This window comes from Bradyrhizobium zhengyangense (assembly GCF_022012435.1).
GTDB lineage: Bacteria > Pseudomonadota > Alphaproteobacteria > Rhizobiales > Xanthobacteraceae > Bradyrhizobium > Bradyrhizobium zhengyangense.
In genome coordinates, this window is record NZ_JAKLUA010000003.1 from 496,763 (window position 1) to 515,000 (window position 18,238).

The 18,238-nt window shown below is 63.1% G+C and carries 12 protein-coding genes, 2 tRNA genes, 1 rRNA gene and 1 riboswitch; of the genes, 9 read left to right on the forward strand and 6 right to left on the reverse strand.

What is annotated here, in order from left to right:
• The first annotated feature begins 278 nt into the window (after nt 1-278).
• Both L6637_RS13835 and L6637_RS13840 read left to right on the forward strand, forming a co-directional pair.
• Nucleotides 279-1,850 (forward strand): hypothetical protein, encoded by a 1,572-nt coding sequence (locus L6637_RS13835; RefSeq protein ID WP_237863906.1) that lies wholly within the window; start codon nt 279-281, stop codon nt 1,848-1,850.
• 17 nt (nt 1,851-1,867) lie between these two features.
• On the forward strand, nt 1,868-2,278 hold the full coding sequence (locus L6637_RS13840) for a hypothetical protein (protein ID WP_237863905.1): 411 nt from the start codon (nt 1,868-1,870) through the stop codon (nt 2,276-2,278).
• On the opposite strand, the gene L6637_RS13845 is transcribed toward L6637_RS13840, so the two are convergent.
• Genes L6637_RS13845 through L6637_RS13855 form a run of 3 tightly spaced genes read right to left on the reverse strand, consistent with a single transcriptional unit; the run spans nt 2,275 to nt 5,191 of the window.
• On the reverse strand, nt 2,275-3,216 hold the full coding sequence (locus L6637_RS13845) for a prephenate/arogenate dehydrogenase family protein (protein ID WP_237863904.1): 942 nt from the start codon (nt 3,214-3,216) through the stop codon (nt 2,275-2,277). The genes L6637_RS13840 and L6637_RS13845 overlap by 4 nt on opposite strands.
• Nucleotides 3,213-4,307 (reverse strand): histidinol-phosphate transaminase, encoded by a 1,095-nt coding sequence (gene hisC, locus L6637_RS13850; RefSeq protein WP_237863903.1) that lies wholly within the window; start codon nt 4,305-4,307, stop codon nt 3,213-3,215. The genes L6637_RS13845 and hisC overlap by 4 nt, the downstream gene beginning before the upstream one ends.
• 35 nt (nt 4,308-4,342) lie before the next feature.
• Complete coding sequence (locus L6637_RS13855) at nt 4,343-5,191, reverse strand: chorismate mutase (RefSeq protein ID WP_237863902.1); 849 nt, start codon at nt 5,189-5,191, stop codon at nt 4,343-4,345.
• 206 nt (nt 5,192-5,397) lie between these two features.
• A riboswitch (SAM riboswitch) is annotated at nt 5,398-5,477 on the forward strand.
• 93 nt (nt 5,478-5,570) lie between these two features.
• Here L6637_RS13855 and metX point away from each other — a divergent pair.
• Nucleotides 5,571-6,788, forward strand: a complete 1,218-nt coding sequence (metX, locus tag L6637_RS13860; RefSeq protein ID WP_237863901.1) for a homoserine O-acetyltransferase MetX — start codon at nt 5,571-5,573, stop codon at nt 6,786-6,788.
• 2 nt (nt 6,789-6,790) lie between these two features.
• A complete protein-coding gene (gene metW, locus L6637_RS13865) occupies nt 6,791-7,453 on the forward strand; it encodes a methionine biosynthesis protein MetW (RefSeq protein ID WP_237863900.1) in 663 nt (220 codons plus the stop codon).
• A gap of 145 nt (nt 7,454-7,598) precedes the next feature.
• On the opposite strand, the gene L6637_RS13870 is transcribed toward metW, so the two are convergent.
• Nucleotides 7,599-8,462: an alpha/beta fold hydrolase gene (locus L6637_RS13870; protein WP_237863899.1), complete on the reverse strand. Its 864-nt coding sequence runs from the start codon at nt 8,460-8,462 to the stop codon at nt 7,599-7,601.
• Nucleotides 8,463-8,680: 218 nt separating this feature from the next.
• On the opposite strand from L6637_RS13870, the gene L6637_RS13875 reads away from it, so the two are divergent.
• Entirely contained in the window at nt 8,681-9,319 is a 639-nt protein-coding gene (locus tag L6637_RS13875; protein WP_237863898.1) for a TIGR02594 family protein, read from the forward strand.
• Nucleotides 9,320-9,472: 153 nt separating this feature from the next.
• On the opposite strand, the gene L6637_RS13880 is transcribed toward L6637_RS13875, so the two are convergent.
• Nucleotides 9,473-10,261 (reverse strand): MOSC domain-containing protein, encoded by a 789-nt coding sequence (locus L6637_RS13880; protein WP_237863897.1) that lies wholly within the window; start codon nt 10,259-10,261, stop codon nt 9,473-9,475.
• A gap of 242 nt (nt 10,262-10,503) precedes the next feature.
• On the opposite strand from L6637_RS13880, the gene clpB reads away from it, so the two are divergent.
• Nucleotides 10,504-13,143 (forward strand): ATP-dependent chaperone ClpB, encoded by a 2,640-nt coding sequence (gene clpB, locus L6637_RS13885; protein ID WP_237863896.1) that lies wholly within the window; start codon nt 10,504-10,506, stop codon nt 13,141-13,143.
• Nucleotides 13,144-13,228: 85 nt separating this feature from the next.
• On the opposite strand, the gene L6637_RS13890 is transcribed toward clpB, so the two are convergent.
• Nucleotides 13,229-15,292, reverse strand: a complete 2,064-nt coding sequence (locus L6637_RS13890) for a M23 family metallopeptidase (RefSeq protein WP_237863895.1) — start codon at nt 15,290-15,292, stop codon at nt 13,229-13,231.
• A gap of 1,010 nt (nt 15,293-16,302) precedes the next feature.
• Here L6637_RS13890 and L6637_RS13895 point away from each other — a divergent pair.
• The 3 genes from L6637_RS13895 to L6637_RS13905 all read left to right on the forward strand — a co-directional run bounded on the left by L6637_RS13895 (nt 16,303) and on the right by L6637_RS13905 (nt 18,162).
• Nucleotides 16,303-17,789, forward strand: a 16S ribosomal RNA gene (locus L6637_RS13895).
• A 187-nt stretch (nt 17,790-17,976) separates the two neighbouring features.
• A tRNA-Ile gene (locus L6637_RS13900) sits at nt 17,977-18,053 on the forward strand.
• Nucleotides 18,054-18,086: 33 nt separating this feature from the next.
• Nucleotides 18,087-18,162: transfer RNA gene (locus tag L6637_RS13905), tRNA-Ala, on the forward strand.
• Nucleotides 18,163-18,238 lie beyond the last annotated feature (76 nt).

Consider the following 18,238-nt stretch of genomic DNA (forward strand, 5'->3'; position numbering starts at 1 on the left):
CGCCATCCCCCTTGAGATTTTGCGCGTCGTGGAGTTGGGCCCGGCCATGTCCCGGCCGGGCCCAATGCGCGTTGCGTGAGTCCCGCAGTCATCGCGCGCATGCGGATCGGGGACGCCACCAAAATATTCCGAACATGATCGTCAGGAAAACGTGATGCAGAAGATGCACGAGCCAGCGAATAACAGCAGTCCCAATCCCATCACTCCACACCAGGGAAGCACGCACGCGCCGGGGGCGCGACGGCCAGAATCTGCTTCCCAAGCGGAGGGAGGCTTACGTGCGGATCATCACACGCGGACTGATGCTGGGACTACTCGCTGCCTGTTCGGGACAGGCGCGTGCCGACGACAATGTCGCGTCCGAAATCCAGGCGCTGAAGGCGAAGCTGAAAGAGCTGCAGCAGAAGGTGGATTCGGAGGCACGTAAGACGCGCCAGGTCGAAGCGGCTCAGTCGAAGGCCGCACCGATGGCGGCAACCTACAAGGCGCTGCCCGCCGATCCCTGCGCGTCCGGCAAGATCTGCTACAAGGGCATCACGCTGACATTCGGCGGCTGGGTCGATCTCACCGGGATCTACCGCTCCCGCAACATCGCCTCCGACACCGGCTCGGTCTACAATTTCATTCCCTATCAGCAAGCCCACAATTTCTTCGTGCCGGAGACGCGCTTCTCGGCGCGCCAGAGCAGGTTCTCGGTGCTCGCCGAAGGCAACGCCAATCCCGATACGCATCTCGCCGGCTACGGTGAAATCGACTTCGAGGGCGCTGCGCAGACGGCGAGCTCGGTTGCGACCAACTCCTTCAACCCGCGCATGCGGCAGCTCAGCCTCGAGCTCGACCGCACCGATCTCGGCCTGCACTTCCTGGCCGGCCAGTCCTGGTCGCTGAACGCGCCGACAAAGTCGGGCATCGATCCCCGCGGCGTCGATGCGCCCGGCGTGATCGATTTCGAATCCGTTCCGGGATTCCTGGCAGCACGGCAACCGGGCTTGCGCGTCTGGCGGGATATCGGGCCCGAGTTCAAGATCGCGGCTTCAGTCGAAAATGCGCAGACCGCGTTTTTTGGCGGCAACACGCCGACGGTTGGTACGCCCGCGGTCGGCCCGCAGGGCGTGATCAACCCGAACGTCCAGGTCAATCTGACCGGACCGGGCGGCAGCTTCTTCAACAACCTCAACAATGTCAGCTTGAACCAGGTGCCTGACGTCACCGCCAAGGCGGCGTGGGATCCGCGGCTCGGGCCCTACAAGCTGCATGTCGAAGCCTGGGCGCTCTATCGCCAATTGTTCGATCGCTTCAACGGCGCCAACCACACCTACGACACCGGCAGCTTCGGCGGTCACGTCTTCGCGGAGCTGATTCCCAAGACCCTCGACCTCCAGCTCTATGGTGCACATGGCGTGCTCGGCCGCTTCACGGCGACGCCGTTCCCCGATGCGGCTGTGGCGCAGGATGGCACGGTGCTGCCGCTGACGATCACCGCCGCCGCGGTCGGCCTGATCTGGCACGCAACGCCTGAACTCGACGTCTACAGCTACGCCGGTCTCGAAAAGGCCAAGGCGAATTTCGCCAATGTGGGAACGGTGCCGTTCGGTTACGGCAATCCGCTCTACAATAACACCGGCTGCTTCACCGAGAACACGCTGGCCGCGACCTGTAACGGCAACACCCGGGAGGTCCGGCAAATCACCGCGGGCATCTACGACACCGTCTACCAGGGCAATTACGGCACGCTCAAAGCCGGCGTGCAGTATTCCTACACGCAGCGCTTCGCCTTCGCCGGTGTCGGCGGAGCACCCAAGACCGACGACAACATCGTCATGACGCAGATCCGCTACTACCCGTTCTAGACCATCGTGAGTGGCAATTGTCCGACGGTCTTCTGATCCTTCGGCTCGCGCAAATCGTCGCCCGGCTTGGCCTGGCGATGTCGGGCGCGGTTGGTGCGACCTTTGTCGCGGCCTTGTTGATGCGGGCCGAGCTGCCCTGGTTCGACACCGTCGAGTTCACGCTTCTTCTGATCGTGCTCGGGATGATCGGCGCATATCTCGGGATCGACATTCCGCGCGCTCCCTTGATCGGTCTTGCCAGCGCGACCGGCACGTTCCTCGCGGCGGGAGCCGGCCTGCTCGCGCTTTACGCCTTCGTGTTCGACGAGACGTCCGATGCCGCGGACAATCTGTTGTTCGGCGCCACCTGGATGCTGGGCGTGTGCCTGCAGATTGGCGCCGGTCTTGCCGGGCGGCGCCGCATCGCGCGGGTGAGGGATCGCCGCTAGCTCTGCTTCTTGTCGAGCTGCCCATGCTGGCGGCCGAAGTCTGCTGCGGCCGAATCCTGGCCGATCTCGACGATGCCGCGACGGATGGCGCGGGTGCGGGTGAAATGGTCGAACAGCGCCTCGCCGTCGCCGCGACGGATCGCGCGGGTGAGTTTTGCCAGATCCTCGGTGAAGGTGCCGAGCATCTCCAGCACCGCATCCTTGTTGGCGAGGAAGACGTCGCGCCACATCGTCGGATCTGACGCCGCGATGCGGGTGAAGTCGCGGAAGCCGCCCGCGGAGAATTTGATGACTTCGGACTCGGTCACCTGCGCCAGCTCGTCGGCCGTGCCGACGATGGTATAGGCGATCAGATGCGGCAGATGGCTGGTGATCGCGAGCACGAGATCATGATGATCCGGCGTCATCACCTCGACCTTGGCGCCCATCGCCGCCCAGAATGCGCGCAGATGCGCGGTCGCCTCGGCGTCGGTACCTTCAGGCGGTGTCAGGATGCACCAGCGATTGATGAACAGCTCGGCAAAGCCGGAATCAGGACCCGAATGCTCGGTGCCGGCGACGGGGTGCGCCGGCACGAAATGAACGTTCTTCGGCAGATGCGGCGCCATGTCCTTGACGACAGCGCCCTTGACCGAGCCGACGTCGGAGATGACGGCGCCGGGCTTCAGATGCGCAGCAATCTCCTGCGCCACCGGCCCGCAGGCGCCGACGGGAATGCAGAGGATGACGAGATCGGCATCCTTCACCGCTTCCGCATTGGTCGCCACGACTTTGTCGACGATGCCGAGCTCGAGCACGCGCGCGCGCGTCTTCTCCGAGCGCGCGGTGGTGACGATCTCGCCGGCCAGGCCTTGAAGCTTCGCAGCGCGCGCGATCGAGCCGCCGATCAGGCCGAAGCCGATCAGGGCGACGCGCTGGAAGTGCGGGTCCACGCTCATTTGCCGGCCATGAAGTCGCGCAAGGCTTCGACGACGAGGCGGTTGGCCTCCTCGGTACCGATGGTCATGCGCAGCTGATGGTGCAGGCCATAGTTCTTCAGCGCGCGCAGCACGAGGCCACGCTTGGTGAGATAGGCGTCTGCCGCATCCGACGTCTTGCCTTCTTGCGGGAAGTGGATCAGCACGAAATTGGCGACGCCGGGCGTCACCTTCAGCCCGAGCTTGGTGATCTCCTCCGTAAGCCAGTTGCGCCAGGTCTCAGTGAACTGCTTCGACATCGCCTGATGCGCGGTGTCCTCGATCGCGGCGACCGCGGCATACATTGCCGGCGTCGACACGTTGAAGGGGCCGCGGATGCGGTTGACGGCGTCGATGATGTGCTCGGGGCCGAACATCCAGCCGACGCGCAGCGCCGCAAGGCCGTGGATCTTGGAGAAGGTGTGCGTCACCACCGTGTTCTCGGTGGTGGCGACCAGCTCGATCCCCATCTCGTAATCGTTGCGCGAGACGTAGTCACAATAGGCGGCGTCAAGCACCAGCAGCACATGCGAGGGCAGGCCGGCGCGCAGGCGCTTGACCTCGTCGAACGGGATATAGGTGCCGGTCGGGTTATTGGGGTTCGCGAGCCAGACCAGCTTTGTCTTCGGCGTCACGGCATTCAGGATCGCGTCGACGTCGCAGGTGAGGTTTTTCTCGGTCGCAACGACATTCTTGGCGCCGACCGCCATGGTGGCGATCGGGTAGACCAGGAAGCCGTGCGTGGTCGAGATCGCCTCGTCGCCGTGGCTGAGATAGGTGTGAGCAAGCAGATTGAGGATCTCGTCCGAGCCGGCGCCGCAGATGATGCGGTTGGGATCGAGCCCGTAGTGGCGGCCGATCGCCTCCCGGAGCACACGCGAGGTTCCTTCCGGGTAGTCCTCCAGATGATCCGCGACGTGCCTGAAGGCCTCGATTGCCTTGGGCGAGGGTCCGAACGGCGTCTCGTTGGCCGAGAGCTTGAACACCTTGCGGCCCGGCTCGGCGACCGGAGTCTTGCCGGGCGTGTAGGGGGCAATATCGAGAATGCCGGGATTCGGCACGGGGCGGGACATCTTCAACTCCGGATAGGCTTCAGGCGGTACGCGATTTACGATTTCGGCCCGGTCGGGGGCACCGTATAGCGCGTTGCGTGGCTGCCGACGAGGGCCGTGGAGCGCACCGAGGCCCCCGCTTCGATCAAGGCAGCCCTGATCTTGTCGATGTTGGTGTCTGATGTGACCGAGACCAGCAGCGCCGCGCCGTCGAAGGCGGTATCCGGCACCGCTACGATGTCGGCGAGCGGCGACAGCGCCCGCGCGACCTCGGCGTTCCACCCCGACACGCGCACGCTGAAGGTCTCGACCTCCGTCACAACGGCGCTGTCGGCCACGCGCGAGATCGCGAACACGGGCAGTGAGGCCGGATGGTCGGCGCGCTCGACGAAGGGCATGCGCGCGATGATCTTCGGTGCGCCCACCGCTTCCAGCTCCAGCCACCACGGCGTGCGGCTAGACGTCGCCGAGACGAGTGCCAGGTCACCCTTGGATTTCGCCACCGCCTCGACCGCGGCCTGCGCACTGAAATGCGCGACGTAAGGCACCGTGAAGCCGAAATGGAAGCGCACGGAATCGCGCATCGCGGGCTCGCTCGCCGAGATGTCGGCATGCACGGAGAACGGCGCCTGGACATAGGTGAAGGTCGAGATGATGACGCGCCAGATGCTCTCGACCGTGTCGAGCGGCAGGATGCCGCGATGGCGCTGCACGATCTCGCGCATCATCGAGGCCTCGCGCGCGGGCCGGAACGCCGAGCCGACCTCCTGGGTCTGCTTCACCTGGATCAGGCGGTCGATAATGTCGCCGCGCTGCATCAACAGGCGATGCATGGCCTCGTCGATCGCGTCGATCTCCTTGCGCAATTCCTGGAGCGATGGTGGCGCGGGCGGACGTTGGGACATATCTGACTAAAGCTGTTGAGAGGCGTTCCAATGCGGATCGGCCAAGCCCGTTGGGTAGCTCGGATCCACTGCGGTCAATGTCCTGATTAGGCAGTCAGGGCGGCGAAAGCAAAGAGAAATGACGGCCTGTAAGGCTGCCAGGTGAGAGGCTGTTTTGCCCAATCCGGACCGCGACTTGACGAAATCAGCCCAAGCCAGTAGGTTTTTCCCTGTTCCGTGGTCATTTGAGCCGGCCGGCTTGCAGCCACGTTAAAAAACTCGCTAAACAGGCCGGGGACGCTTCCGATCCCGGCCGAACCTATCGTTCAGGCCGGGTTTTTCATGGCCTGATGTCAGTCGCGATCTGAAGTCCGATCGCAAACAAGGTCGATGGTCAGAGATGGTTGGCGTCAAGTCTGTCCCAAGTCCTACGGTCCCAAGTCCCACGATCAGTGCCGACGATCGGTCGCATGAGGTCGATCATCCGAGTTCGGAGGTCGCGCTGTTTGGCGCCGAGCAGCCGTTGCGGCTCGACTGCGGCATCGATCTCACCCCGTTCCAGATCGCCTACAAGACCTATGGCGAGCTCAACGCCGATCGCTCCAACGCGGTGCTGATCTGCCATGCACTGACCGGCGATCAACACGTCGCCAATGTGCATCCGGTCACCGGCAAGCCCGGCTGGTGGGAGACGCTGGTCGGTCCCGGCCGGCCGCTCGATCCCGGCAAGTACTTCATCATCTGCTCCAATGTGATCGGCGGCTGCATGGGCTCGACCGGGCCCGCCTCGATCAATCCCGCCACCGGCAAGGTGTGGGGCCTGGATTTCCCTGTCATCACCATCCCCGACATGGTGCGCGCGCAGGCTATGCTGATCGACCGGCTCGGCATCGATACGCTGTTTGCCGTCGTCGGCGGCTCGATGGGCGGCATGCAGGTGTTGCAATGGACCGCGGCCTATCCGAGCCGCGTCTACTCCGCGCTGGCGATCGCCTGTTCGACCCGGCACTCGGCGCAGAACATCGCCTTCCACGAGCTCGGCCGCCAGGCCGTGATGGCCGATCCCGACTGGCACAACGGCGCCTATGCCGATCAGGGCATCCATCCGCATCGCGGCCTCGCGGTCGCGCGCATGGCCGCGCACATCACCTATCTCTCGGACGCGGCGCTGCATCGCAAGTTCGGCCGCCGCATGCAGGACCGCGAGCTGCCGACCTTCTCGTTCGACGCCGATTTCCAGGTGGAGTCCTATCTGCGCTACCAGGGCTCGTCCTTCGTCGAGCGCTTCGACGCCAACTCCTATCTCTATCTGACGCGCGCGATGGATTATTTCGACATCGCCGCCGATCATGGCGGAGCGCTGGCGAAGGCGTTCGCGGGGATCGAGACGCGGTTCTGCGTGGTCTCCTTTACCAGCGACTGGCTGTTCCCGACCTCTGAATCGCGCGCGCTGGTGCACGCGCTGAACGCGTCGAGCGCGCGGGTGTCGTTTGCCGAGATCGAGACCGATCGCGGCCATGACGCCTTCCTGCTCGACGTGCCCGAGTTCTTCGATATCTCCCGTGCCTTCCTGCAATCGGCGGGCAAGGCGCGCGGGCTCACGAACAAGGACGGCTAGCGATGTCTGTACAGCAAGTGCTGCCGCTGAACGGCCTTGCCTCCGAGCAGTCCGGCCCATTTCGCGCCGACCATCTGCTGGTGGCCGAAATGGTCAAGCCGGGCTCGAAGGTGCTCGACGTCGGCTGCGGCGATGGCGATCTGCTTCAACTGCTGGAGACCCGCGGCATCGACGGCCGCGGCATCGAATTATCGCGCGAGGGCGTCAATCGCTGCGTCGCAAAGGGCCTCGCCGTGGTGCAAGGCGATGCCGACACCGACCTCGTCAACTATCCCGATGATGCCTTCGACTACGTGATCCTGTCGCAGACGCTGCAAGCGACGCGTCAGCCCAAGGTCGTGCTGGAAAACCTGCTGCGCATCGGCCGCCGCGCCATCGTCTCGTTCCCCAATTTCGGCTTCTGGCGGATGCGCCTCCAGCTCCTGGTCGGCGGCCACATGCCCCGCACGGAGAATCTGCCGGCGAGCTGGTACGACACCGCCAACATCCATTTCTGCACCATCAAGGACTTCGTCGAGCTCTGCGACGAGATCCACGTCAAGATGGAACGCGCCGAAGCGCTCGATCTCTACGGCCGTCCGCTGCGGCTGCGATTGCCATGGTGGGTGTGGAATCTGTTCGGCGAGCAGGGCGTGTTTCTGTTGAGCCGCGGCCAGGGGAAATAGCTTCTCGTCATTGCGAGGAGCTCGCGACAATATTGCGTAGCAATTTTGCGCCGCTGCGACGAAGCAATCCAGACTGTCTCTGCGGAGGGTCTCTGGATTGCCTCGCTGCGCTCGCAATGACGGAGTGCGCGGCGGCGCCGTCACCCTAGTGCGCGGTCAGCGACCGAGGATCGCGCGCGGGCCACCGTCCCGCTTCCACCAATGTCACGAACCGCGCCACGCTCTCGTTGAACAACGCCGGCTCTTCCAGATTGAGCACATGACCGGACTTCGGAAACATCGCGAGGCCCGCGGCCGGCAGATGTTTCTTCAAGAACAGGCTCGCCCCGATGCAGGGATCGTCCTCATCGCCGCAGATGATCAATGCCGGCGTTGCTATCTTCCTGATCGCATCCGTCAGCGTGTAGATCGACGGCCGCCCGCCCTGAAAGCCGCGCATCGTGTTGGCCGATCCCCTGGAATCGTGCCGCGCCAGTGCGGCATAGAAATCCGCATGACCGCGCGGGTCTTTCACCAGGAAGGGAATACGGCTCGGCGCCTCGCGCGTGATCTTTGCGACTTCAGCCGAGCCCAGCGTCTCGAATTGCTCGGCATTGGCGCGGCACTGCTTGCGCCAGGCGTCGAGAGTCTCGAGCTCCGAGCCTGAGCCGACACCTGCGAGTGTCATCGACATCGCGCGCTGCGGCGCGTTCAATCCGATCTGGAGCGACGAGTACGCGCCCATCGACAGGCCGACGAGATGCGCGCGCTCGATTCCGAGATGATCGAGCACAGCCAGCGCATCGGTGTAGAAGTGAGTGTAGGTGTAGACCTCGCCATTGGGCACGTCAGATGGCGTGTAGCCGCGTGCGGAATAGGTGATGCAGCGGTGGCCGCGCGAGAAGTAGCGCATCTGCGGCTCCCAATTGGTGTAGTCGGCCGCGAACTCGTGCAGAAAAATGATCGGCGTTCCCTGACCTGCCTCTTCGAAATAGATGCGGACGTCGTCCCTGGTCGTGGCGTGGGGCATTAACCGTTTCCCTCTCTTCAAGCCGCACCTTCAGGATCGCAGTTAATGCAGATGTCCGCAATAAGGCAGCTCCATCAGAGCATTGCCGCAAAATCATCGCAGCTATTCGCTGCCGCAGCGTCTTTTTCTCGCCACATCGGATGGCTTAACGGCCCTATCGATGTTGGCCATCGCACGGGCCGACTTTGGGAAGTGGGGGTGTCAACGAAGGATGAAGAATGTTTGAGTTGTTTGCGTCTCGCCTGTCGCGTCGTGTTGTCGCGCTGGCGATGTTCTTCGCGGCTCTTGCCGCGTTCGTTTCTCCGGCCTCGGCGCGGCCGCATCATCGTCATAGCGCAGAGCGGCACGCTTACGTGCATCACGCCAGCAGACATCATCACGTCAGGCACTCGGCCCGCGGCTCGCGCTTCGAGCGCAGCGCGGCTGCGTTGCAGGCGGGTGGATTCGGCAACACGCAGGCCAGCTATGATCCGAGCGCCAGTGTCGGCGCGAGCAGTGGCTTCGGTGGTGGTTCGGGCCTCGTGTCCGAGGCACGCCGCTATCTCGGCGGCAACCCGACGGGCCGCGGCAGCCTGTGGTGCGCGCGTTTCATGAACATGGTGCTCGAGAAAACCGGCCACCAAGGCACCGGATCGGACATGGCGAACTCGTTTGCGCATTACGGCACGCGCGTCTCCGGCCCGCAGGTCGGCGCCATCGCAGTGATGTCGCGCGGTCGCCGCGGCGGTCATGTCGGCATCATCACCGGCATCGATGCGCAGGGCAATCCGATCATGATTTCCGGCAACAACGGCAACCGCGTTCGCGAAGCCCCGATTTCGCGCGGCCGGATCTATGCGTATGTGATGCCGAATTGACGACGGTGCCGTAGGGTGGGTTAGCTAACGGTCGCGCGAAGCGCGATCCGCTGGCGTAACCCACCTCTTTGGTCGCCGCGGTGATAGAAGTGGTGGGTTACGCCGTGCGAATTGCGCTGGGCGCAATCGCGGGGCTAACCCACCCTACGAAGCTCACACGAGCTGCGGCTGCTCCACCGCGACCGCATCCCCCACGCCAATCTCGCCGTCGGCGACCACCTCGGCATAGATGCCGCAATCCATGTGGCCGAGATGGCGCGAGAGCGTCGGTGGTATCTCGAGATCGCGCTTCGCCGTCACCGGGTCCACGTTCGTGGCCGGGCAGCGGACGATGCGCTTGATCACCTTCAGCCGCGCCTGTCCGATTGCGAGCGTCTGGCCGACGAGGTCGAGCTCGGACCAGGCCGGCCAGCCATCCACGTAAAGATTGGCGCGGAAGCGCAGGGGATTGACGGCAACGCCACCAAGCATGGTCTCTATGGCGCGGACGCTGTTGAGATTGATGATCGAGACGACCTTGCGGGCGACGTCCGAAAAACTGTGATCGCGACCTGACAGAACCTTGGGCGGGCCCTTCAGCTCCGGCCGAAAGTTCTCCGTGAAGTAGGCCTCGATCGCCGCACGCCCGGCGGCGGTCTCGAGATCGCCGCTGACGACGATCTGGCCGTCCTTGCGGATGGTCAGGCGATTGGTCGCGTCCTCGAACCGGCTGTCGAGAGAGGCCAGGCGCTCGTTGCGCGCCAGCATCAGGAACTGGATTTTCGGCCTCCACTCGGGGGCTTCAGGGTCGAAACCGCTGGGGCCGTTCTCGATGGCATAGCGGCGGTCGGCGGGAAGGGTCTGGCCCGACCGCACGACGACCCGGAGCAGGGATTCCGGCGTCAGGCCCTTGATCGGGTAGCGGTAAAGGCCGTTGATTTCGGCAGTCTGGCTGGCTGTCATGCCGCTACTTAGGGGATTCGACCCGCACCCGCCAAGCCGGCCGATCTGCGCACGAAATTGTGAAGTCGCCTCTTTCGGTCTGCGGGCCCGCTTCCCACATCTGGGTCAGGCCGGCGCCAGCGCCGGCTGATAACGACCGTTGCCGGTTGAGGAAAGTCAACGCGGGTACCGGAAACCCAATGAAGATGCCGTTTGGGGTGCCTTAGAGGGCCCCGAGGGCAGGCCGAGGGACAGAAAAGACCATGAATATCGACAAATATACCGAACGCTCCAGGGGCTTCATCCAGTCCGCGCAGTCGCTTGCGGTGCGCGAAGGGCATCAGCAGTTTTCCACTCTGCACATGCTGAAGGTGCTGCTGGATGACAATGAAGGCCTGGCTGCCGGCCTCATCGACCGCGCCGGCGGCAATTCCCGCGCAATCCTGAAGGCGACCGAGGACGCCCTGGGCAAGGTGCCGAAGGTCAGCGGCGGCGGCGCCGGGCAGATCTATTTGGCGCCCGAGCTCGCGCGCACCTTCGACGCGGCCGAAAAGGCCGGCGAGAAGGCGGGCGACAGCTTTGTCACCGTCGAGCGGTTGCTGCTCGGGCTGACGCTCGAAAAGAACAGCGAAGCCGGCACCATCCTGAACAAGGGCGGCGTTACCCCGCAAAATCTCAACGCCGCGATCGAGGCGCTGCGCAAGGGCCGCACGGCTGACTCCGCGACGGCCGAGAACGCCTATGACGCGCTGAAGAAATATGCCCGCGACCTGACCCAGGCTGCGCGCGACGGCAAGCTCGACCCGGTCATCGGCCGCGACGAGGAGATCCGCCGTACGATTCAAGTGCTCTCGCGCCGGACCAAGAACAATCCCGTCCTGATCGGTGAGCCCGGCGTCGGCAAGACCGCCATCGCCGAAGGCTTGGCGCTGCGCATCGTCAACGGCGATGTGCCCGAGAGCCTCAAGGACAAGAAGCTGCTGTCGCTTGACCTCGGCGCATTGATCGCCGGCGCAAAGTATCGCGGCGAGTTCGAGGAGCGGCTGAAGGCCGTGCTCCAGGAGGTTACTGGCAGCGAGGGGACCTTCATCCTGTTCATCGACGAGATGCACACGCTGATCGGCGCCGGCAAGGGCGACGGCGCGATGGACGCCTCCAATTTGCTCAAGCCGGCGCTCGCGCGCGGCGAGCTGCACTGTATCGGTGCGACCACGCTCGACGAGTATCAGAAGCACGTCGAGAAGGATGCGGCGCTGGCGCGTCGCTTCCAGCCGATCTTCGTCAGCGAGCCCTCGGTCGAGGATACGATCTCGATCCTGCGCGGATTGAAGGACAAGTACGAGCAGCACCATGGCGTGCGGATCACGGATTCCGCGCTTGTTGCCGCCACGACGCTGTCCAACCGCTACATCACCGACCGCTTCCTGCCGGACAAGGCGATCGACCTCATGGACGAGGCCGCGGCGCGGCTGAAGATGCAGGTCGATTCCAAGCCGGAAGAGCTGGATTCGATGGATCGGGAAATCATCCGGCTCAAGATCGAGCAGGAAGCGCTCAAGAAGGAAAGCGATCTCGGCTCCAAGTCGCGTCTTGAGTCGCTTCAGAAGGAGCTCGCCGAGCTCGAGGAAAAGTCTGCGGCGCTGACGGCGCGCTGGAGCGCGGAGAAGAACAAGCTCTCCGACGCCCAGAAGCTGAAGTCGGAGCTCGACGCCCTGCGCGTCGATCTGGCCGATGCGCAGCGGCGCGGCGAATTCCAGAAGGCGGGCGAGCTGGCCTATGGCCGGATCCCGCAGCTCGAGAAGCAGCTCGCCGATATCGAGGCGCGCGACGGTTCCGGCGAGATGATGGAGGAGGCGGTCACCGCCAACCACGTCGCGCAGGTGGTCTCGCGCTGGACCGGCGTGCCCGTCGACAAGATGCTGGAGGGCGAGAAGGAGAAGCTCCTGAAGATGGAGGAGCAGCTCGGGCAGCGCGTCGTCGGCCAGGCTGAGGCCGTGCGTGCGGTCGCGACCGCCGTGCGTCGTTCGCGCGCAGGCCTGCAGGACCCGCACCGGCCGACCGGCTCGTTCATGTTCTTGGGCCCCACCGGCGTCGGCAAGACCGAGCTGACCAAGGCGCTTGCCGAGTATCTCTTCAACGACGAGACCGCGATGGTCCGCCTCGACATGTCCGAGTACATGGAGAAGCACTCGGTCTCGCGGTTGATCGGCGCGCCTCCGGGCTATGTCGGTTATGACGAGGGCGGCGCCCTCACCGAAGCGGTGCGGCGCCGGCCTTATCAGGTGGTGCTGTTCGACGAGATCGAGAAGGCGCATCCTGACGTCTTCAACGTCCTGTTGCAGGTGCTCGACGACGGCCGTCTGACCGATGGCCAGGGCCGTACGGTCGATTTCCGCAATACGCTGATCATCATGACCTCGAACCTCGGTTCGGAGTATCTGGTGAATCAACCCGAGGGCGAAGATACCTCTGCCGTGCGTGATCAGGTGATGGGAATGGTGCGCGGACATTTCCGCCCCGAGTTCCTCAACCGCGTCGACGAGATCATCCTGTTCCACCGCTTGCAGAAGAGCGAGATGGGCCGGATCGTCGAGATCCAGTTCACCCGGCTCCAGAAGCTGCTGACCGATCGCAAGATCGTGCTGACGCTCGATGCTGCGGCCCGCGACTGGCTCGCCGCCAAGGGCTGGGATCCCGCCTATGGCGCAAGGCCGCTCAAGCGGGTGATCCAGCGCTACCTGCAGGACCCGCTCGCGGAGATGATCCTGGCCGGCGACGTCAAGGACGGCGACAGCGTCGCGATCTCGTCCGAAGGCAACGTGCTGACCTTCAACGGCAAGGCGCCGCAGACCGCGGAGATCGCCCAGTTCGAGGCACCGGTGTCGAAGCGGAAGCTGAACTGACGGTAGCGCTCACTGCGACGTGAAAAATGCCCCGGAAGGCGACGCCTTTCCGGGGCATTTTTTCGTCGTCGTCTGATCCGGAGAATTACCGATTCGTGACCTGCAACGGCCCACCCGTCGCATCCGACATGCGTGCGATGGCGCCGTTGCGGCCGCTCATCATCGCATCGAGCCGGTCGCGCTCCTTCTCGAAGCCTGACAGCATCGGGCCTTCCAGCGAACGGCCGCGCGGCAGTTTCACGCGCATCGGGTCGACGAAGCGGCCGTTGACGAGGATTTCGTAGTGGACGTGGGGGCCGGTTGACTGGCCCGTCGAGCCGACGAAGCCGATGACCTGGCCCTGCCGCACCTTCTTGCCTGGCTCCATGCCCTTGGCGAAGGCTGACATGTGGCCGTAGGCCGTCTCGTAGCCGTTGTTGTGCTTGATGCGGACGTATTTGCCGTAGCCGCCTTCGAGCTGCGCCTTCTCGATCACGCCGTTGCCGGCGGCGAAGATCGGCGTGCCATAGGCAGTGGCCCAGTCGACGCCGGTGTGCATTTTCACGTAGCCGAGGATCGGATGGCGGCGGCCGCCGAAGCCGGAGCGCATGATGGCGCTGTTGACGGGCTTGCGGACCAGGAACTTCTTCGCGCTCTTGCCGGTCTCGTCGTAGTAGTCGACGACGCCGTCGTCGGGGCTCTGGTAGCGGTAGTATTTCTTGGTTTCGCCGCCGACCGTGAGCGAGGCGAACAGCACTTCGCTCTTGTCGACCGCCGCCGAGCCCTCGTCTTCGCCGGCGTAGAACACATCGAACGAGTCGCCCGGCGCGACCTTGCGCTGGAAATCGACGTCGTAGGAGTAGATCTTGATCATGTCGTCGATGACGGGCATCGGCACTTTGTTGCGCATCGCGGTTTCGTAGATGCTCTGATAGAGCCGCACGCCGCTGCCGTCATCGTCGTCATCGTCTTCGCTGCTGGCGTTGGCCGTAGCGTCGGCGACGGTGTTCATGCTGGACACGTCGACCGCGACGTATTTGCCGAGATCGGACAGCGCCGCGATCGCCTCGACCACGGTGTCGTTGGCGACGACGACGCGATAGGGCTGCAGCCTTGCGCCGGGGCTTGCGGGCGCCATCAGGATGCGAAGCTTTTCGCCTTCCTTCAGGCCGCCGTCGCGGCCGCGGGGGCCGAGCGTTGCGGCAATCGCCTTGATCTCCTCGGCCGTGGCGCCGAGATCGCGCAGCACGGAGCCGACGCTGTCGCCCTTCTTGACGACATGGACGCGCTCGCCGTTGGGATTGCCGCCGGTGATCTGCTCCTTTGTCTTCGGCAGCAGCGTCACGTTTTCCGGCACCACGCGGGTCTCGAAACCGGCATAGGGATCGGATGACGACGCTTCGGTGGCGTAGGCCATCTTCATGTCGGATGCGCCGGTCGCGCCGGAGACGTCGGCGGTGGCATTGGCGAGCGAGGCGTAGCGCACCCCGCCATTGCCGCGCCAATTGGCGGCATCGCGCACCCGCATCAGGATGTCGTCGAGCGCCACCACCGCGGAAATCTTGGCCTTCGGCAGCACCGGCGAAAGATCCTTGGTGACGAAGGAGACCTCCGCGTCGGGCTCGACGGCCTCGGGATTGTTCGGATCGTCGGTCGCGGTCTTCGGATCGGAGCCGACGTCGGTGAGCATGCGCTGCGCGTTGAACGGCGGAATCTTCGCCGACAAATCGCTCGTCGTCATCGACAGGTTGCCGGCGATCCGGATGAAGGGGCGCACCCGCATCACGTCGCGGTTGCCGACGCGGGCGACTGTCGAGACGCGGACGATGTTGCGCGAGGCGGTCGAGTCACTGGGCGGCGGCAGGCGATCGCTCTTGTGCAGCGTCACGGTGCGATCGGCCGCGCCAAAGGCTCCGCGCAGCGCGCCCTCGACCCGCTCCGGCACCTTGGCGAAGGTCATTTCGCCGTCGAGAGATGCGAAAACGGCGCCGCCGATCAGGGCTGCGCCGCAGAGTCCGGTTAGAATTGTGCCGCTGAACCATTGCACCGAGACGCGACGGCGATCGATGACGGCGGCTTCCGAACCATCGACGGACAGCGGCGGCTCGTGGCCGAGATCGATGATCCCGGTCTCACGCCCGTAAGCGCCGCGTGACGTCCTCTGGTTCAACCCAAGTCCCCCAATCAACGACCCGAAACCTTCGCTTTCAGCGCCTCATTCCGGTCGCCCTCTTGCAGGGGCATCTCGGAAAAAGCCTTATCGCACAAATGCTCGCGCTCAGAAGGCCTCGGATGAGGCCCGGCCGAAGTTACGAACAGCTGGGCAGGTGAAGGTCTCTCGATGTCTTTCGAATGTCCGAAGAAGGCCGCGTCATCGTCAGATCGCCTTCTCTGAACCCCATGAAAATCGCTGGCAGCCCCCACTGGCACTCCGCGATTCAAGCTTGTCTCATACCAGAACGCCGCGGGATTGTGGCTCTAGTACGGCGCCCAATATGGAAAAAGTTTCCTCAACGACCCGTCGCAGGCCCCCCGGACCCGGGGACGGGGCGAGGCCGCTTTCGCCCCCTCAGGCGCCCCCTTCAGGGCCCCTCAGGAGCCCGCCGGGGCCCAAACTTTTTTTCAGATTTTTTACCGAGCCGCGCGCCTCCGCTCGCTCTCCGTCTCTCTAATTGGCTGTGATCATTGGATTTTTTACGCTAATCCACTGTGCGACGATTTGTTGACGATTGGCGTTGACAGCCCGGAAGGTGGGGCCTATAACCCCAACCACTGAGCGCGGCGCCGCCGGGTCACTGACCAAGGCGAGCGAACGCGCCACTGATGCTCCTCACCTTGTTGAGTGACACAACAGCCGACACAATCGGTTGGAGTCATTCGACGTCGGTAAGGGTGTCGGAACCCTTCCACTCTGGAAGGTTGGGGCCTCCACGGTCCCGGGCTGTTTGACAAGTGAAGATGAAGAAAGAGAAACGTGGACGGCGGAGTCCTTGCGCCTCTCGGACCACTTAAGAGCTTCGGCTTTTGAGTACTGAGAGAGGACGAAAGACTTCGGCGGTACACGTTTCAAAGGAAACACCATCGTTGTCCGCGATGTGAATCGCAGACAGCAAGTCGATCTCGGTCGACAATGGTGGGACCTCGTCAAACGTTGTGATCAGCCGGTTCAAAGTTCAAGTCCAACTTGAGAGTTTGATCCTGGCTCAGAGCGAACGCTGGCGGCAGGCTTAACACATGCAAGTCGAGCGGGCGTAGCAATACGTCAGCGGCAGACGGGTGAGTAACGCGTGGGAACGTACCTTTTGGTTCGGAACAACACAGGGAAACTTGTGCTAATACCGGATAAGCCCTTACGGGGAAAGATTTATCGCCGAAAGATCGGCCCGCGTCTGATTAGCTAGTTGGTAGGGTAATGGCCTACCAAGGCGACGATCAGTAGCTGGTCTGAGAGGATGATCAGCCACATTGGGACTGAGACACGGCCCAAACTCCTACGGGAGGCAGCAGTGGGGAATATTGGACAATGGGGGCAACCCTGATCCAGCCATGCCGCGTGAGTGATGAAGGCCCTAGGGTTGTAAAGCTCTTTTGTGCGGGAAGATAATGACGGTACCGCAAGAATAAGCCCCGGCTAACTTCGTGCCAGCAGCCGCGGTAATACGAAGGGGGCTAGCGTTGCTCGGAATCACTGGGCGTAAAGGGTGCGTAGGCGGGTTTTTAAGTCAGGGGTGAAATCCTGGAGCTCAACTCCAGAACTGCCTTTGATACTGAAGATCTTGAGTCCGGGAGAGGTGAGTGGAACTGCGAGTGTAGAGGTGAAATTCGTAGATATTCGCAAGAACACCAGTGGCGAAGGCGGCTCACTGGCCCGGTACTGACGCTGAGGCACGAAAGCGTGGGGAGCAAACAGGATTAGATACCCTGGTAGTCCACGCCGTAAACGATGAATGCCAGCCGTTAGTGGGTTTACTCACTAGTGGCGCAGCTAACGCTTTAAGCATTCCGCCTGGGGAGTACGGTCGCAAGATTAAAACTCAAAGGAATTGACGGGGGCCCGCACAAGCGGTGGAGCATGTGGTTTAATTCGACGCAACGCGCAGAACCTTACCAGCCCTTGACATGTCCAGGACCGGTCGCAGAGATGTGACCCTCTCTTCGGAGCCTGGAACACAGGTGCTGCATGGCTGTCGTCAGCTCGTGTCGTGAGATGTTGGGTTAAGTCCCGCAACGAGCGCAACCCCCGTCCTTAGTTGCTACCATTTAGTTGAGCACTCTAAGGAGACTGCCGGTGATAAGCCGCGAGGAAGGTGGGGATGACGTCAAGTCCTCATGGCCCTTACGGGCTGGGCTACACACGTGCTACAATGGCGGTGACAATGGGATGCTAAGGGGCGACCCTTCGCAAATCTCAAAAAGCCGTCTCAGTTCGGATTGGGCTCTGCAACTCGAGCCCATGAAGTTGGAATCGCTAGTAATCGTGGATCAGCACGCCACGGTGAATACGTTCCCGGGCCTTGTACACACCGCCCGTCACACCATGGGAGTTGGTTTTACCTGAAGACGGTGCGCTAACCGCAAGGAGGCAGCCGGCCACGGTAGGGTCAGCGACTGGGGTGAAGTCGTAACAAGGTAGCCGTAGGGGAACCTGCGGCTGGATCACCTCCTTTCTAAGGATGGCTCTTCAGAAGCTTGCTTCTATCGAGCTGTTTTAGAAACATCAGGGGCCAACAGATCGCCAGATCGTTGAGCTCCATTGGCGGGATTTCGCCGTCTACGTTTCTCTTTCTTCGCGGACGAACACGCGCTGGGGCTGCAACCTTGCAGATCCCTGGTCCTTGACTGGATATGCGTTAGGGGCTTGTAGCTCAGTTGGTTAGAGCGCGCGCTTGATAAGCGTGAGGTCGGAAGTTCAAGTCTTCCCAGGCCCACCACACTCATCGAGTGAGCATTCGTCTTCTGGTTACGGGGCCATAGCTCAGCTGGGAGAGCGCGTGCTTTGCAAGCATGAGGTCGTCGGTTCGATCCCGTCTGGCTCCACCAGATGGTTTGATCATCGACTGATCGTGCACCGTCGTCCGCGAAACATCACTTCGCATCCTGCTAGTCTGGATAGACA

What these genes read in the sequence shown, in the direction of transcription:
- metX (WP_237863901.1), top strand. Translation starts at nt 5,571, where the DNA reads ATGGTTGGCGTCAAGTCTGTCCCAAGTCCTACGGTCCCAAGTCCCACG.
- metW (WP_237863900.1), top strand. Translation starts at nt 6,791, where the DNA reads ATGTCTGTACAGCAAGTGCTGCCGCTGAACGGCCTTGCCTCCGAGCAG.
- L6637_RS13875 (WP_237863898.1), top strand. Translation starts at nt 8,681, where the DNA reads ATGTTTGAGTTGTTTGCGTCTCGCCTGTCGCGTCGTGTTGTCGCGCTG.
- L6637_RS13870 (WP_237863899.1), bottom strand. Translation starts at nt 8,462, where the DNA reads ATGCCCCACGCCACGACCAGGGACGACGTCCGCATCTATTTCGAAGAG.
- clpB (WP_237863896.1), top strand. Translation starts at nt 10,504, where the DNA reads ATGAATATCGACAAATATACCGAACGCTCCAGGGGCTTCATCCAGTCC.
- L6637_RS13880 (WP_237863897.1), bottom strand. Translation starts at nt 10,261, where the DNA reads ATGACAGCCAGCCAGACTGCCGAAATCAACGGCCTTTACCGCTACCCG.
- hisC (WP_237863903.1), bottom strand. Translation starts at nt 4,307, where the DNA reads ATGTCCCGCCCCGTGCCGAATCCCGGCATTCTCGATATTGCCCCCTAC.
- L6637_RS13855 (WP_237863902.1), bottom strand. Translation starts at nt 5,191, where the DNA reads ATGTCCCAACGTCCGCCCGCGCCACCATCGCTCCAGGAATTGCGCAAG.
- L6637_RS13845 (WP_237863904.1), bottom strand. Translation starts at nt 3,216, where the DNA reads ATGAGCGTGGACCCGCACTTCCAGCGCGTCGCCCTGATCGGCTTCGGC.